The organism is Micromonospora noduli, from assembly GCF_003264365.1.
In the GTDB taxonomy this organism is placed as follows: domain Bacteria; phylum Actinomycetota; class Actinomycetes; order Mycobacteriales; family Micromonosporaceae; genus Micromonospora; species Micromonospora noduli.
This window is the reverse complement of record NZ_PYAK01000005.1, coordinates 179,540-193,009: the sequence shown is the minus strand read 5'-3', so window position 1 is coordinate 193,009 and position 13,470 is coordinate 179,540. Positions and strand designations below refer to the sequence as shown.

15 protein-coding genes are annotated in these 13,470 nt (G+C 69.2%); 8 read left to right on the top strand and 7 right to left on the bottom strand.

Features of this window, described 5'->3' with window-relative positions; genetic code table 11:
• Positions 1 to 3 precede the first annotated feature (3 nt).
• Together GUI43_RS06205 and GUI43_RS06200 are read right to left on the bottom strand one after the other, a co-directional pair.
• Positions 4 to 858 (bottom strand): DUF4253 domain-containing protein, encoded by an 855-nt coding sequence (locus tag GUI43_RS06205; protein WP_112698276.1) that lies wholly within the window; start codon positions 856 to 858, stop codon positions 4 to 6.
• 17 nt (positions 859 to 875) lie between these two features.
• Positions 876 to 1,466 carry a DinB family protein gene (locus GUI43_RS06200; protein ID WP_112585198.1) on the bottom strand — a complete coding sequence of 197 codons (591 nt, stop codon included), beginning with the start codon at positions 1,464 to 1,466 and terminating at the stop codon, positions 876 to 878.
• A gap of 141 nt (positions 1,467 to 1,607) precedes the next feature.
• Here GUI43_RS06200 and GUI43_RS06195 point away from each other — a divergent pair, with 141 nt between their 5' ends.
• Positions 1,608 to 2,105 carry a YcxB family protein gene (locus tag GUI43_RS06195; protein ID WP_112585200.1) on the top strand — a complete coding sequence of 166 codons (498 nt, stop codon included), beginning with the start codon at positions 1,608 to 1,610 and terminating at the stop codon, positions 2,103 to 2,105.
• A 32-nt stretch (positions 2,106 to 2,137) separates the two neighbouring features.
• On the opposite strand, the gene GUI43_RS06190 is transcribed toward GUI43_RS06195, so the two are convergent.
• The gene (locus GUI43_RS06190; protein ID WP_170158684.1) at positions 2,138 to 2,653 is read right to left on the bottom strand and encodes a GNAT family N-acetyltransferase; all 516 of its coding nucleotides are present in this window, start codon (positions 2,651 to 2,653) and stop codon (positions 2,138 to 2,140) included.
• A 186-nt stretch (positions 2,654 to 2,839) separates the two neighbouring features.
• On the opposite strand from GUI43_RS06190, the gene GUI43_RS06185 reads away from it, so the two are divergent.
• The 3 genes from GUI43_RS06185 to GUI43_RS06180 all read left to right on the top strand — a co-directional run bounded on the left by GUI43_RS06185 (position 2,840) and on the right by GUI43_RS06180 (position 3,922).
• On the top strand, positions 2,840 to 3,214 hold the full coding sequence (locus tag GUI43_RS06185) for a cupin domain-containing protein (protein ID WP_112698274.1): 375 nt from the start codon (positions 2,840 to 2,842) through the stop codon (positions 3,212 to 3,214).
• 103 nt (positions 3,215 to 3,317) lie between these two features.
• Positions 3,318 to 3,449 (top strand): hypothetical protein, encoded by a 132-nt coding sequence (locus tag GUI43_RS34885; RefSeq protein WP_258398326.1) that lies wholly within the window; start codon positions 3,318 to 3,320, stop codon positions 3,447 to 3,449.
• Between the two features lie 56 nt (positions 3,450 to 3,505).
• The gene (locus GUI43_RS06180) at positions 3,506 to 3,922 is read left to right on the top strand and encodes a VOC family protein (protein WP_112585208.1); all 417 of its coding nucleotides are present in this window, start codon (positions 3,506 to 3,508) and stop codon (positions 3,920 to 3,922) included.
• 85 nt (positions 3,923 to 4,007) lie between these two features.
• On the opposite strand, the gene GUI43_RS06175 is transcribed toward GUI43_RS06180, so the two are convergent.
• Positions 4,008 to 5,462 carry an alkaline phosphatase PhoX gene (locus tag GUI43_RS06175; protein ID WP_112601620.1) on the bottom strand — a complete coding sequence of 485 codons (1,455 nt, stop codon included), beginning with the start codon at positions 5,460 to 5,462 and terminating at the stop codon, positions 4,008 to 4,010.
• Positions 5,463 to 5,642: 180 nt separating this feature from the next.
• Here GUI43_RS06175 and GUI43_RS06170 point away from each other — a divergent pair, with 180 nt between their 5' ends.
• Genes GUI43_RS06170 through GUI43_RS06160 form a run of 3 tightly spaced genes read left to right on the top strand, consistent with a single transcriptional unit; the run spans position 5,643 to position 8,024 of the window.
• Positions 5,643 to 6,440, top strand: a complete 798-nt coding sequence (locus GUI43_RS06170) for an ABC transporter ATP-binding protein (protein ID WP_112698273.1) — start codon at positions 5,643 to 5,645, stop codon at positions 6,438 to 6,440.
• On the top strand, positions 6,437 to 7,198 hold the full coding sequence (locus GUI43_RS06165; protein WP_112698272.1) for an ABC transporter permease: 762 nt from the start codon (positions 6,437 to 6,439) through the stop codon (positions 7,196 to 7,198). Before GUI43_RS06170 ends, GUI43_RS06165 begins: the two co-directional genes overlap by 4 nt.
• Positions 7,199 to 7,244: 46 nt before the next feature.
• Positions 7,245 to 8,024 (top strand): MerR family transcriptional regulator, encoded by a 780-nt coding sequence (locus tag GUI43_RS06160; protein WP_112698271.1) that lies wholly within the window; start codon positions 7,245 to 7,247, stop codon positions 8,022 to 8,024.
• Between the two features lie 36 nt (positions 8,025 to 8,060).
• Here the strand turns inward: GUI43_RS06160 and GUI43_RS06155 are convergent, their stop codons facing one another.
• Both GUI43_RS06155 and GUI43_RS06145 read right to left on the bottom strand, forming a co-directional pair.
• Positions 8,061 to 8,657: a VanZ family protein gene (locus tag GUI43_RS06155; RefSeq protein WP_112698270.1), complete on the bottom strand. Its 597-nt coding sequence runs from the start codon at positions 8,655 to 8,657 to the stop codon at positions 8,061 to 8,063.
• Between the two features lie 374 nt (positions 8,658 to 9,031).
• On the bottom strand, positions 9,032 to 10,507 hold the full coding sequence (locus tag GUI43_RS06145) for an arabinofuranosidase catalytic domain-containing protein (protein WP_112698269.1): 1,476 nt from the start codon (positions 10,505 to 10,507) through the stop codon (positions 9,032 to 9,034).
• A gap of 194 nt (positions 10,508 to 10,701) precedes the next feature.
• On the opposite strand from GUI43_RS06145, the gene GUI43_RS06140 reads away from it, so the two are divergent.
• On the top strand, positions 10,702 to 11,715 hold the full coding sequence (locus GUI43_RS06140) for a LacI family DNA-binding transcriptional regulator (RefSeq protein ID WP_091401000.1): 1,014 nt from the start codon (positions 10,702 to 10,704) through the stop codon (positions 11,713 to 11,715).
• Between the two features lie 10 nt (positions 11,716 to 11,725).
• Here the strand turns inward: GUI43_RS06140 and GUI43_RS06135 are convergent, their stop codons facing one another.
• Positions 11,726 to 13,438 (bottom strand): amylo-alpha-1,6-glucosidase, encoded by a 1,713-nt coding sequence (locus GUI43_RS06135; RefSeq protein WP_112698268.1) that lies wholly within the window; start codon positions 13,436 to 13,438, stop codon positions 11,726 to 11,728.
• Positions 13,439 to 13,470 lie beyond the last annotated feature (32 nt).

The following is a 13,470-nucleotide window of genomic DNA, read 5'->3' as shown; positions in this document are numbered from 1 at the left end:
CTGTCAGGGCCGGTTGTGGACGAACCAGGCGTCACCGGCCGGTAGGGCGACGGCGACCTCCCATCGGCTCAGTTCGAGGTTCGGAGCGAGCGCCTTGAGCTGACCGGCGGCATCCCACGCCTCGTCGCCCGGCGTCGGGCGACGACCCACCTGAAACTGGAGCATGGTGCCCCACGATGCGACCAGGCGGGCGTCCCACCGGTGTCGCCACTGCTCCAGCACCTCGCCGAGCCTCTGCTGATCCTCCAAGTCGAGGGCACCGTAGAAGTCCACCCAGTACGCCGAGCCGCGGACGTCGTTGGTGGGCAGCAACATGAGCAGAACGCTGTCCGGCGTATACCAGTAGTCGGTCTGCGTCACGAGCCGCACGTTGCCGAGCACCTGGGCGTGCAGGTCGGCGTCGGCGAGCAGCCGGTCGTACAGCACCCGCTCCAGCACCGGCAGTGGTGCCGGCAGCACCACATCCGGCACCAGGTCGTTCAGGTCGACGCGGGTCGTGCCACGCGTGTAGAACTCGATCTCGTCCTCGTCGACCTGTTGGTCCTCGCTGTAGTGGCGGTAGGTCAGCCAGGGTTCGGAAGACGCCGCCGCCTCGACGAACGTGCGCAGCTCCGACTCCGACGGACCCTGTTCGGGCTCGGACCGGATCGTCAGTGCGTCGTCGAAGTCGTCGGTGACCATGACGGGCCGGCGTCCGATGACCGGCACCAGCGCCTCGGCGGCCTGCCAGACCTCGTGCAGACGGTCGGGGTCGACGTCGGCGACGAGGATGGTGCCCGACGGGCCGTGCCCGATCGGCAGGCCGGCCAGTGGTGTGCCCAGGAAAGCCGCTTCGATCTGGTTCAGGTCGTCTCGCACGTCCGCAGCTTTCCCGCTCACCCGAAGTGGTCGGCCAGCTTCGTCAGCTTGCTGACGTACGCCGGCCAGTCGTAGTCGTCGGGGATGTTGCTGTTGTTCCGCCCGAGGCCGACCGTCGTGTCGTGTTGTTCGCGCATGATGTCGGCGTGCCCGGCGTGCCGGGCGAGATCGCAGGCCACGTGGATGATGATCCGCTGCAGCGTCACGTCCTGCCGACCTGGCAGCCACCACGGCACCTGCCCCGGAGCGTCGAGCGGTAGCTGGTCGATCGTCTGGTCGGCGAACGCGCCGACCCGGCGATACAGGTCGATCAGCCCGTCCTTCGTCTCGTCCTCACGGGCGTACCAGTCTGCCTGCGGGTCCTCGTCGAATGCCGTCAGGGGGACCAGCTCGTCGGGCGTCGGGAATTCGCGACCGAAGGTGGGCCCGAAGTAGCCGGCTTCGACATTGAGGCAATGCTTGACCAAGCCCAGCAGGTTGTTGCCAGTCGCCGTGCGGGGCAGCCGGACCTCCCGTTCGCTGAGCCCGTCGAGTTTCCAGATGAGGTCTTCGCGGTTCCCCCGGAGGTAGTCGTGCAGCGCGGCCTTCGCATCGCTCAGATCAGACATGCGCGCCAGTCTTCCCTATCCGCCGGGCCCTCGGCGGGCCGGTGCCGGGCATCAGACTGCCGCGCCCGGATGCCCTGCGGCTTGTCAGGTGGGGCGGGGCAAGGCGCCTTCCGGGGCGGGTGGAGGCACTATCGTTCTGGCGTGCACATCCGTTTTGACGTCCCCGCCGATCCCGCCTACCCGAGCCGGGTGGCCGCCGCGCTCGGCAACGTCCGGCTACGCAGATTCGGCTACATCGGAGCGGTTCTGACGGCGGTCGGGGTCATCGGTCTCGTTGTCTCGCGGGGGGTCGGGTGGGGCGAGCGGAGTTCGCCGCTGTGGACCGCGCTGGTCGTGGCCGGCGTGCTGTCGATGCTGTACCGGCCGTGGGTGCTGGCGCGCGCCCGACGCCGTTCCGGTAGCTACGCCGTCGACGGCGCCTACGACATCACCGAAGACAACATCATGATGCGCAGCGGCTCGGAGTCCGGCGGCATCGCCTGGGACGGGGTCGCCCAGGTGCGGGACGCCGGAGATTTCTGGGTCGTGTACGTCGGCCGAATGCCGGCGACCGTGATCCCCCGCTGGCTGATGTCCGCCGAGGATGCCGAGACGTTGCGCGCCCACATGACCGAACGAGGGCTGCTGCCCAGTCGCTGAACTCGGCTGCCGCAGGCCGTCGGGGGATCGGACTACCGCCTCCGAGTCGGTCGCGAGGGGGCACCGAGGAGCACCTCGTACTGGCAGAGAGCATCGTTGGTGCCGGTGTGCCGGAAGCCGGCCCTTTCGAGGGTCCGCCGGGAGGCGACGTTGTCGCCGGTGGTCTCGGCGACGACGCAGGACAGTCCGTGTGCGGTCGCGAGGTCGAGCAGGGCGGCGAGCGCCTCCGCCGCGTAGCCGTTTCCCCGGGCTGACGGGGCGAGGCCGTAACCGACCTCGATGCGTCCGTTCTCCGGCCGACCCTTGAAACCGATTCCACCGATGGCCTTTCCGTCGGCGGTGCGGGTGATCCGGTAGTGCCCGAGCGGACGTCGATCGCCGTAGGCGGCGGTGGCGGCGAGAAAGCCCCGCACGCCGAGGACGTCGCCGTCGAAAGGGAAGTCCTCGGCCCAGTCGTCCCCGGCCCCGGCACGCCGCCCGACGATGCGTTCACCCTCTGCGGTGTCGATGGGGTGCAGGCGCAGTCGCGGCGTACGAAGTTCGGTCACGGGCAACAGAGAAGCAGCCCTCAGAAAACAGCACAAGCCGATTTACGCGCCGGCACAGGCCCGCTTCGCGGAATCGAACCTCCGTGTCCGCATCCCCGCCCCTGATCGTCTGCGGCTACCTATCCTCGACTGGGATGCACCAAGCCGAGTAATGGCCGTCGGCCCGACGGCTCACAGGAGGCCGTCATGAGCACCAAGGATCGACCTCAGGGGATCAGCCCCACAGCGGTGGAGTCAGCACCAGGGCTGTGGCGGATCGATCTGCAACGGCACGACCTGAGCATCCCCGGGCGAGAGGTCATTCAGACTCGGGTGGAGTTCACTCCGGATTCGCCACCGTTCAAGCATTTTCACCCCGGCGAGGAAATCATCTGCGTTCTGCAGGGAACGCTCGAATATCGGCTGGAGGGGCAGCCGCCCATGGTGTGCAATCCCGGCGACGCGCTCACCGTCCCATACGGTGTGCACCACCAGGCCCGCAACGTTGGCGACGGCATCGCTGTCGAACTGGCCACGTACGTCGTCGAGAAGGGGAAACCACTCCTCATCAAGGTGGAGTGAGATCTCCACGGCCGGCCGTTGATCACCGCCGACGGGGCTGAAGCGGCGGCCGGGTCCACGCCGCACCGTTTACGCGATTGGCGCCTCGGGCAGAAGGCACACCATGACGAATGAACGGGTCAGGTCTGTCGGTGGCTACACCATGCGGATTCTCGGCGTCGTCTTCATCGTCGGCGGGGCGTTCCTGCTCAAGCGCTCGGGCGCAGCGGGCCAGCGCGTCACCCCTACCGTCTAGCGCCAGGACCAGGGGTACGGAAACAGCGGCGGCGGCACGAACCCTAAAGTGAACGGATGTCAGTCAAGCAGGTGCAAGTGACTTTCGACTGCGCCGAGCCTGTGCGCGTCGGTCGTTTCTGGTGTGAGATGTTGGGGTACGTCCCGCCGCCACCCCCGGAGGGGTGCGCCACCTGGGACGACGTCAGTTCCGAGCAGGGTTCGTGGTTCGCGTGCAGTGACCCTACGGGGGTGGGTCCGCGGCTGTACTTCCAGCGGGTGCCCGAGGGCAAGGTCGTCAAGAACCGGGTACACCTCGACGTGCGGGTCGGCACCGGGCTCGTGGGCGAAGAGCGGCTGGCCGCCCTTGAGGCCGAATGCGCGCGGCTGGTCCCGCTCGGCGCTGTACGCGGGCAGTTGTTGCTCGCCGACGGCGAGAACGAGTCGTGCCTCAACATGCAGGACGTCGAGGGCAACGAGTTCTGTCTCGACTAGTGCTGCCTGCCGCGCGTCTCCTGAGTGCGGCCGAGGCTGATGGGGGCCGGGCGAGCGTCGCCCGGCCCCCATCATTCGAGCTCGCTCAGCCCAGGTACTTCTCCCACGGGCCGGTGATGGCCAGGGTGAGGCCCGGGTCCTGCATGTTGACGAAGAGCACCTTGCCGTCCGCGCTGAAGGTCGGCCCGCAGAACTCCGAGTCGTTGAGCTGGTTGCGGGCGATCGCGTAGGTGGGCCCGCCCGGGATCGTGCTGAGCACGTGCGAGGCGCCCGAGCCGTCCTCGGCGAGCACGAGGCTTCCCCACGGGGTGACGGTCACGTTGTCCGGGCCGTCGAAGGTGAGGTCGGTGTACTTGACCGGCGCACCCTCCTCGGAGGCGGTCTGGTGCGGGAAGTACGTCACCAGCTGGATGGTCTGGTTCCGGTAGTTGTAGAACCAGACCATTCCGTCGTGCGGCGCCGCGTCCGCCGGCAGGTCACCCTCGTCCCAGGCGTACGAGTTGACCACGTACACGCCCTCGTCGGTGGCCCACACGCCCTCGAACTTGCGTCCGCGGGTGACCTGGCCGTCGGCGAACTGCTCGCGTACCGACCTGGTGCGCGCGTCGCGGTCCGGCACCTCGATCCAGCGGACCGGGAAGGGGCGGCCCAGCTGGGCGGAGGTCAGGTAGGCGACGTCCGGCAGCACCGAACCGTCATCCATGATGATCTGCATCGCGGCGAGGACGCCGGCGTTCGGTGCGAGGCGGGTGAGCACGCCCGGGCCCAGCTTGACGCCGTGTGGCGCCGTCCAGCGGTAGAAGAGGCCGTTGGGCTCGTCGGCGTCCTCCGAGAGGTAGATCCGGGTGCGGTCCTTGTCGACGGCCAGGGCCTCGTGGGAGTAGCGGCCCAGGCACTTGATCGGCTTCGGGTCGGCGCTGCCGTCGGCCCACACCTCGAAGACGTAGCCGTGGTCCTTCTGGTAGACGCCGGACCGGTCGCCCTCTTCCCACTTGTCGCCGGCCCGGTCCTCGGTCTCCTCGCAGGTGAGCCAGGTGCCCCAGGGGGTCGGTCCGCCGGCGCAGTTGGAGATAGTGCCGGAGAGCGCCACGAACTCACCCAGGTTGCGGCCCGAGAGGTCGGTCTTGATCACGGTGCAACCGCCGGCGTCAACGGCGCCCGCGTCGTAGACCGTTCCCTTGACGTGCGGCACGCCGAACTCGGCGCCCGGGTCGATCTCGTGGTTCTGGATCAGGGTGTACCGGCCGTGGCCGGCGTCGTAGACGGCCATGCCGTCGTGGTCCGACGGGGTGGTGCCCTGGCCGCGGTCGAGCCGGGTGACGCCGGTCCGGGTGATCACGGTGTAGCTGAAGCCCTTGGGCAGGGCCAGGATTCCCTTGGGGTCGTCCACGAGCGGCGGGAAGGGCACGTTACCGGGCTTCACCGGCGGGTGCGGCCGGGCCGGGCTGGCCTGGGCCAGGGACGGCAGGCCGCCCGCGACGGCAAGGCCGACGCCGGCGGCGGCGCCACTGGCGAGGAAGGTACGACGAGAGGAAGGCACGTGGATCAACTCCTGGTCAAGACGTAGTGCGACGACTGGCAGCCAACTCCTTCGGGCGGACAGCGACACGTCACCCGTGGGAGCGGGCGGTGACATCGGAGTGAAGAGTCAGGGTCGCGCACGCGTCGCCGAGCCGGTCGGCTTGACCTTGACGCTGCGTCAACCCTCCATGCTGCCGCCATGAGCAATTCGCACCCAACAGCTCAGGCCGAGCAACCCGCGATCCGCATGCACGGCCTGGAGAAGTCGTTCAAGCAGCTGAAGGTGCTGCGCGGCGTCGACATCGACGTCGCGCGGGGCAGCATCTTCGCCCTGCTCGGCTCCAACGGTGCCGGCAAGACCACGGTGGTGAGGATCCTGGCCACGCTCCTCAGGGCCGACGGCGGGACGGCCCGGGTCGCCGGCTTCGACGTGGCGACCCAGGCCGCCGACGTACGGCAGTCGATCAGTCTCACCGGGCAGTTCGCGGCGGTCGACGAGATCCTCACCGGGCGGGAGAATCTGGTCCTGGTCGCCCGGCTGCGGCACCTCAGGGAGCCTGGTGCGATCGCGGACGACCTGCTGAGGCGCTTCTCCCTGACCGAGGCGGGCGCTCGGAGGGTGCGGACGTACTCCGGCGGCATGCGTCGCCGTCTCGACATCGCGATGAGCCTGATCGGGGACCCGCCGGTCATCTTCCTCGACGAGCCGACGACCGGGCTGGACCCGGAGGCGCGCATCGAGGTGTGGCAGGCGATCAGGGAACTCGCCCGTGGCGGCACGACGGTGCTGCTCACCACCCAGTACCTCGACGAGGCCGAACAACTCGCCGACCGGATCGCGATCCTCCATGAGGGACGGATCATCGTGAACGGCACCCTCGACGAGCTCAAGCAGCTCCTGCCACCCGCCGAGATCGAGTACGTCGAGAAGCAGCCAACCCTCGAGGACGTCTTCCTCACCCTCGTTGGCGCCAAGACCGAGAAGGAACAACGATGAACAAGCATTTCCTCGGCGACACCACAGTTCTGCTGGGACGCTCACTGCGCCACATCGCCCGCAGCCCGGACACCATCATCACGACCGCCGTCATGCCGATCGCCTTCATGCTGCTGTTCGTCTACGTCTTCGGCGGCGCGATCGAGACCGGCTCCGACTCGTACGTGAACTATCTGCTCCCCGGCATCCTGCTCATCACGATCGCCTCGGGCATCTCGTACACCGCCTTCCGGCTCTTCCTGGACATGCAGGGCGGCATCTTCGAACGGTTCCAGTCCATGCCGATCGCACGATCCTCGGTGCTCTGGGCGCACGTGCTGACCTCGCTGGTCGCCAACCTGGTCTCGTTGGTCGTCGTCGTCCTCGTCGCCCTGCTCATGGGCTTCCGCACCGGCACGAGCGTGCTGGGGTGGCTCGCCGTCGCTGCCATCCTGGTGCTGTTCACCCTGGCGCTGACCTGGATCGCCATCATCCCCGGCCTCACCGCTCAGTCCGTGGACGGCGCGAGCGCCTTCTCGTACCCCCTGGTCTTCCTGCCGTTCGTCAGCTCGGCTTTCGTGCCCACCGCGTCGATGCCCGGCCCGGTGCGCGCCTTCGCCGAACACCAGCCGGTGACCGCCATCGTCAACGCGATCCGAGACCTCTTCGCGCAGGAGCCGGTCGGATCGGGCATCTGGACCGCCCTCGCCTGGTGCGTCGGCATCCTCGTGGTGGCCTACCTCTTCGCCAACCTGACCTACCGCCGCAAGATCTCCTGAGCTGGATTCGAGTGGGGCCGAGCGACGTGAGGGGCAGGATCAGGGCATGCTGACGATCAGCCAACTCGCGGCGTACGCCGGCGTCACCGTGCGGGCGGTGCGGCACTACCACCAGATCGGCCTGCTGCCGGAGCCTGAGCGGGACGCCTCGGGCTACCGGCGGTACAGCGCGGGGGCGGTGGTGTCTCTCGTCAGGATCCGGATTCTCGCCAACGCCGGCGTGCCGCTGTCCCAGATCGGTCAGATGCTGGAGGCCGACGCGTCGACCTTCGCGGCAGCGGTCGAGGAGATTGACAGGCAACTGGGCGACGAGATCGCACGACTGGAGGCCAGCCGGAGGCAGATCGCGCAACTCGCCGCCGGGGATCGGCTGGCGCTCGCACCAGAGGTGATCACCTACCTCGATCGGCTCCGGGACATCGGCGTCTCCGAGCGGGTGGTGGCGGGTGAGCGGGATAGCTGGATCCTGATGTCGGCTCGCTGGCCCGATCGCGTCCGCGAATGGATGCCCGGCAAGACCGCGCAGCTCGACGACCCGCAGCTCATTCGGCTCTACCGGATCCTGTCGGAGATCTTCGAGAGCGACACCGGCGACGACGCGCGTCTGGTGGAGGCCGCCGACATTCTGGCCAGCCTCGCCGAGCAGGCATACCGCTCTGGCGAGATCGACCTCGGTGAGGTGGCGCAGGACGATCTACCGTTCGACCTGCTGGACGCGCTGGCCGTCGAGGCGGACCCGCGGGTGCAGCGACTACTGAATTTGATGCGCGAGCGTGGCTGGGATGGTCTGGCCCGGCTGGAGCGGCTGGCAGAGCCACCCACCTGATCGACTGTCAGCTCTGTTGGTAGTTGACCGCGGCGCTCAGCGTCCCGCTGCCGGGGCCGGCTGAGGTCGGCGATCCGCGGAGGTGTCGGGTGTGTCGCGCCACCAGTGGCGGGACGCCAGCGCCGCCAGCCCGGCGCCGACGGCGTTGAGCAGGACGTCGTCCACCGACGACACCCGGTCCAGCCGCAGGACGTACTGCGCGGTCTCGACCAGGACCGAGCAGCCGGCCGCGAGGACCAGAATCCGCGGCACCGATGCCAGCGCCGGGAACCGCAGCGGGGCGAAGAACCCCAAGGCCGCGAAGACCAGCAGGTTGCCGACGACCTGGACCGTCGCCGTCAGCGGCCCTCCGTCAGAGAAGATCGTGAGCAGGTCACGCAGCGGCACCACTGTCACCCGACCGGAGACGGCGCCGGCCTGGTCACCCGGCAACATGATCATCCACACCCACGGCACGGTGCCGTAGACGATGCCGACGTCGGCCAGCGACGTCCGCCACGCCGACGTGGTGCCGGCGGCACGTCGGCGGCGTGCCAGGGCCCATACCGCCAGCGCGGCCAGCGGCAGGACGACCACCGTGATGAGGACGACGCCGTTGAACGTACCGAGCCAGCCGTGCCAACCCTTGACCATGCGACCCCCGCTGTTCGCCGAGCCCCGAAACCTACAGGGCCGGGGTCGCGGGCGATCGCCCGTTCGTGACACCCGCACCCACTCGCTCGCCGGGCGGCCACCGGAGCGGGCGCTCGGGGCGATCGTGCTGATCGCCGCCCCGTTCATCGGTGCTGGCGGCTGGGCCGGTGACCGCCGGTCATCCAGGTCAGGGCGGATGCGGTTTTGAGCGGTATACCTCAGAGGCATAATTATGCCTCTGAGGTATACCGCTCCTTGGCGGATCGACAGGGCGGGCCAGCCGAGCGCACGGTGCAGGCTGCCAGGCAACTCACTGTCGTGCCGCGCCCGGCGGCGCTGCGGGGGGCGGTACGACGGACCGATCGGGCGGTGGGTCAACTGCGGGTGGACCACCGCTGGTTGGTGCCACCGTTGCAGGCCCAGAGGATGAGCTTGGTGCCGTTGGCGGTGGCGGCGCCGTTGGCGTCGAGGCAGAGCCCGGACTGGACGCCGGTGATGGTGCCGTTGGAGTTGAGGTTCCACTGTTGGTTGGTGCCGCCGTGGCAGTCCCAGATGATGGCCTGGGTGCCGTTGGTGGCGCCCTGGCCGGAGGCGTCGAGGCACTTGTTGCCGTACACCTGGAGTTGTTTGCCGGCCGTGTAGGTCCAGCGCTGCGCGGTGTTGCCGGTGCAGTCCCAGAGTTGGACCTGGGTGCCGTTGGTGGTGCTGCCGTTCGGTACGTCGATGCAGCGGCTGGACTGGGCACCCACGACCTGGACGTTCTGTTGCGGGTTGCCGCCGCCGGCCGGCGCGTAGGCGGCGGCGTTGATGTTGGCCTGGACGGCGTTCTCGGTGGCCGCCGTCGGGTAGCCGGACGTCAACACACCCTCGAAGAAGGTGCCGCGACCGGTGATGCTGTTGTCACCGCCGATGCCGAGCAGGATGGCGCCTTCCTTCTTCATCGGGTGGTAGCCGTTGGGGCGTGGCCCGTCGAAGTAGGTCGTCAGGCTGCCCGACTGGGCGTTGCCGCCCCGGATCGCCCAGTGGTTCGGTTCGCCCTTGACCATGGCGGTGACGAAGCGGTGGTTGATCGACGCGATGTTGTTGTAGCCCGCGTTGACTCCGGAGAACAGCCCCCACTCCAGATCGGCCATGATCCAGGGGCCGGCTCCCGCCCCGTAGCCCCACTGCTTGTTGGCGCCGAAGTAGACGGTCTCCATGATGGCGCGTTCGTCGGCGAGGTTGTTGGTCTGCGCGTTGCCGTAGTCGAAGCAGCACCACTGGTTGTAGTGCGTGCCGTCGACGACCGCGTAGATGCCCTCGGGCTGGTCGCCGGTCGCGACACCGTTGGTGTTGTTGTTGCGGTAGCCGGTGCCGGGGGCGATGTAGACGCCGTACGCCTTCTGGCCGCCGACGGTGACCGGTGCCGCCTTCGCGTCGGCGAGGTTGTCGAATCCGCCGGGAGCGGGGCCGACGAAGTAGCCGGGGGGCGCCTGGGTGAGGCGGTTGTTGCGGCCGGACTGGTCGTAGATGATCGTGATGACGCAGTTGGTGTTCGCGCAGAACGTGTCCTGGGTGGCGGCGTTGGCGTAGCCGCCCTCGCTGAGCACACCGACGTCGCGGGTGGTGTTGTCCGACGATCGTCGGACCTGGTAGAGCGGGCCGTTGTACGCGCCGTACAGCGCGCGGGTGGTGCTGTGGGCAGCCACGCACGGCGTGCCGCCGGAGGCGTAGATGTCACACGGACCCGTGCCGGCGGCGTGGGCGACGCCCGGCGCGTCCGAGACCACATAGGCGCCAGCGCCGACGACGAGGACGAACAGGGTCCCGGCGGCGGCCGTCAGGCGACCCAGTTTTCTCTTCACGTTCATCGGATCCTTTCGGTGCGATGGTGGGGGCGGGGAATTGACGTCACACGTCATACCTGTGACATTAATGGTCGTCCATCTATTGGCGCTAGTTGGAACGCGTTGGTCATCGATCGATGAGCCTGAGGACGGATATGCTGGTCGGCGGAGCAAGGTGCGTCCCCGTGTCGGGGCAAAAATCGATTCGAGGGCGATTGATGAACATCGGGGAAATCGCTCGCCGGGCGGGGGTGTCCCGCAGCACCGTCTCCTACGTGCTCAGCGGAAAACGCAGCGTGTCGGAGGCGACCCGGCAACGGATCCAGTCGGTCATCGACGAGTTGGACTACCGGCCGAACGCCAGCGCCCGTGCTCTCAAGGAGGGGCGTACCCGCACCCTCGGGCTGGTCATCCCGCCCGCGAGCCAGCGGTTGACCGACATGCAGCTGGGCTTCGTCGCCAGCGTCGTCGAGGCCGCCGCCCGCCACGACCTCGACGTGCTGCTGTCCCCCTCCGGTGGCGACCATGACCGGTCGTTCGAGCGGATCGTCACCGGGCGTCGGGTGGACGGCGTGGTCCTCATGGAGATCCGGTTGGCGGACGACCGGGTGACCCGGCTGACCAAGGCCGGGCTGCCGTTCGTCACCATCGGCCGGACCGCCGAGCCGCACGGGATGAGCTGGATCGACATCGACTACGCCGGGCTGATCGCCCGGTGCGTGCAGCACCTGGCCGACCTGGGGCACCGGCACGTGGCACTCGTGAACCGGTCCGCCGAGTTGGTGGCCGCCGGGTACGGCCCCAGCCATCGCGCGCTGACCGGCTTTCGTGCGGCGGCGGCGGAACGGGGGTTGACCGGCGTGGAGGTCTGCAGCGGCGACGACACCGCCTCCGGCGAGGCGTGTATGGAGCAGCTGCTCGCGACGCACCCGGAGGTCACGGCGGTGGCCACCATCAACGAGGCCGCACTGCCCGGAATGCAGCGCGCGTTGACCGGCGCCGGGCTGTCAGTGCCACGCGACTTCTCCGTCACCGGAGTCGCCGCGCAGCACTGGGCGGAGGATTTCCGCCCGCCGCTGACCGCCGCCGACGTGCCGATGGTCGAGATGGGCGCCGAGGCGGTGTCGCTGCTTCTGGAGATCATCGCGGCTCCCGGCGCCGTGCCACGACACCGCCTGTACAGCCCGCCCATCTCGTTGCGTTCCAGCACCGGCCCGGTCCGGGGCCGCTGATCCGACAGGACTACCCGCCCCAGACCCGCCGTTCCTCCTGGGCGGCGGCGAGGATGAGGTAGCTGCTGGCGGTCCAGGTGTAGGCGCGGTCCCGCAGCCCGGTGCCGGTCTCGGCGTCGAAGTTCTCCGCGAAGCCGGACTTCTCGCACAGCGCGAGGAACCGCCGACTGATGTCGTCGGCGATCCTGGTCTGCCCGGCCCGGCGGAGGCCGTCCTCGACCAGGACGGTGGAGGGCGCCCAGATCGGGCCACGCCAGTAGCCGTCGGCGAGGTAGTGGGCCGAGTCCGTCGGCTCGGTGGCCAGCCCGTGCGTGGTCAGGTGGCTTTCGACGCCGCGCGCCAGCGCGGCGGCGACCGGGGCCGGCAGGTCGGCCCCGAGCGCGACGGGCATCAGGTCGAGCAGGCTGCGGCTGGCTCGCCGGTGCCCGGTGTGGGGGTCCCGGGCGCAGAAGCGTTCACCGTCCCACAGGTCGCGCAGCATGGCCCGATGGATCCGGTCGGCCTCCCGGAACCAGCGGGTGGCGGGCTCACCCAGCTCGGTGGCGAGGTCGGCGAGGCAGCGAAGCTGCGAGACCAGGAACGCGGCGAGGTCAGCCGTCTCGAGGACCCGGTTCTCGTCGAAGGTGGTGGCGTTGTCCCAGCCGCTGTCGTTGCCGTGCTGGTAGTGCGGCAGGTCGTGGCCGGGGGCGCGTCGCGCGTCGAGCCAGAACCCGGTCCAGCGGGTGAGCCGGTCGTACGTCTGCGCCAGCGCCGCCCGATCCGGCGGCTGGGGAAGGCGTCGGCGCAGGTGCCGGAGGGCCCATCCGTGGATGGGGGGCTTGACGTAGTTGTGCAGCACCTCGGAGTGGGTGACCGAGTCGGGGAGGGCGCCGGCCTCGTCCTGGTGGTCGAAGGGCAACTGGAACTGGTGCCAGGCCAGCTCCGGCTCGCCGGCCGCCAGGGCGATCGCGTTGAAGCAGTGGTCCCAGCTCCATACCTTGTCCATCCAGTGCTTGGACATCAGGACGGCCGGCCGGGTGACGAAGCCCGCCGGGGCGACAGTGGCCGACCACAGGACGTAGGCGGCCAGCTCGGCGGCCGGGGTCTCCGGGCCGCGCCAGGGCGCGATCGCGTCGACGAACGCGGTGAACTCCGCGAACCGGTCGCGGCACAACTGCTCGAAGGTGACGGCTCCGACGTACGGGCGGCGGGCGGTGGCGTACTCCTCGATCGCGATCTCCCAGGGCTGGTCGCCGCGAAGGTCCAGGGACCGGTCGGCGGTGCCGAGCGCCTGCGCGCCGTCGGTCCGCAGCAGGGCGCCGGAGAGCACCGTGATCCGGTAGCGGCGACCGGTCTCGTACGAGGTGAACACGTGTGATCCGTCGACCGGATCGGCGTACAGGTAGGTCCCGCTGAACGGGGTGAGGGTGTGCGCGGCCGCTGCCACCCGCAGGCCGAGCCGGTGGCCTCGGATCCGCAGGGTGTCCGGCCCGTCGTAGACGGCCTCGATCCGGTCGGCTCCGTTGCGCCAGGTCAGCAGCGCGGGCGTGGCGACGACTGTGGTGCCGGCAACGGTGGGGGTGAGCCGCAGTACGGGGTGCAGCCCGGTCTGGTGGGAGACCAGGTGCAGATCGTCGGCGTACGTCTTCTCGGCTACCACCGGGGAGATGTTGAACCAGGATCCGCGGTAGCTGAAGGGGATGTCCTGGATTCCGAACTCCGGACCGGACGGGGCGGCGGTCATGGGTGGCGGGTGCCTTTCTGTGGTGCGGGTGG

Excerpts from the sequence above, each read along its gene's own strand:
- GUI43_RS06135 (WP_112698268.1), bottom strand. The coding sequence starts at position 13,438 with ATGACCGCCGCCCCGTCCGGTCCGGAGTTCGGAATCCAGGACATCCCC.
- GUI43_RS06170 (WP_112698273.1), top strand. The coding sequence starts at position 5,643 with ATGAGCAATTCGCACCCAACAGCTCAGGCCGAGCAACCCGCGATCCGC.
- GUI43_RS06180 (WP_112585208.1), top strand. The coding sequence starts at position 3,506 with ATGTCAGTCAAGCAGGTGCAAGTGACTTTCGACTGCGCCGAGCCTGTG.
- GUI43_RS06165 (WP_112698272.1), top strand. The coding sequence starts at position 6,437 with ATGAACAAGCATTTCCTCGGCGACACCACAGTTCTGCTGGGACGCTCA.
- GUI43_RS06155 (WP_112698270.1), bottom strand. The coding sequence starts at position 8,657 with ATGGTCAAGGGTTGGCACGGCTGGCTCGGTACGTTCAACGGCGTCGTC.
- GUI43_RS06160 (WP_112698271.1), top strand. The coding sequence starts at position 7,245 with ATGCTGACGATCAGCCAACTCGCGGCGTACGCCGGCGTCACCGTGCGG.
- GUI43_RS34885 (WP_258398326.1), top strand. The coding sequence starts at position 3,318 with ATGACGAATGAACGGGTCAGGTCTGTCGGTGGCTACACCATGCGGATT.
- GUI43_RS06185 (WP_112698274.1), top strand. The coding sequence starts at position 2,840 with ATGAGCACCAAGGATCGACCTCAGGGGATCAGCCCCACAGCGGTGGAG.
- GUI43_RS06140 (WP_091401000.1), top strand. The coding sequence starts at position 10,702 with ATGAACATCGGGGAAATCGCTCGCCGGGCGGGGGTGTCCCGCAGCACC.
- GUI43_RS06200 (WP_112585198.1), bottom strand. The coding sequence starts at position 1,466 with ATGTCTGATCTGAGCGATGCGAAGGCCGCGCTGCACGACTACCTCCGG.
- GUI43_RS06145 (WP_112698269.1), bottom strand. The coding sequence starts at position 10,507 with ATGAACGTGAAGAGAAAACTGGGTCGCCTGACGGCCGCCGCCGGGACC.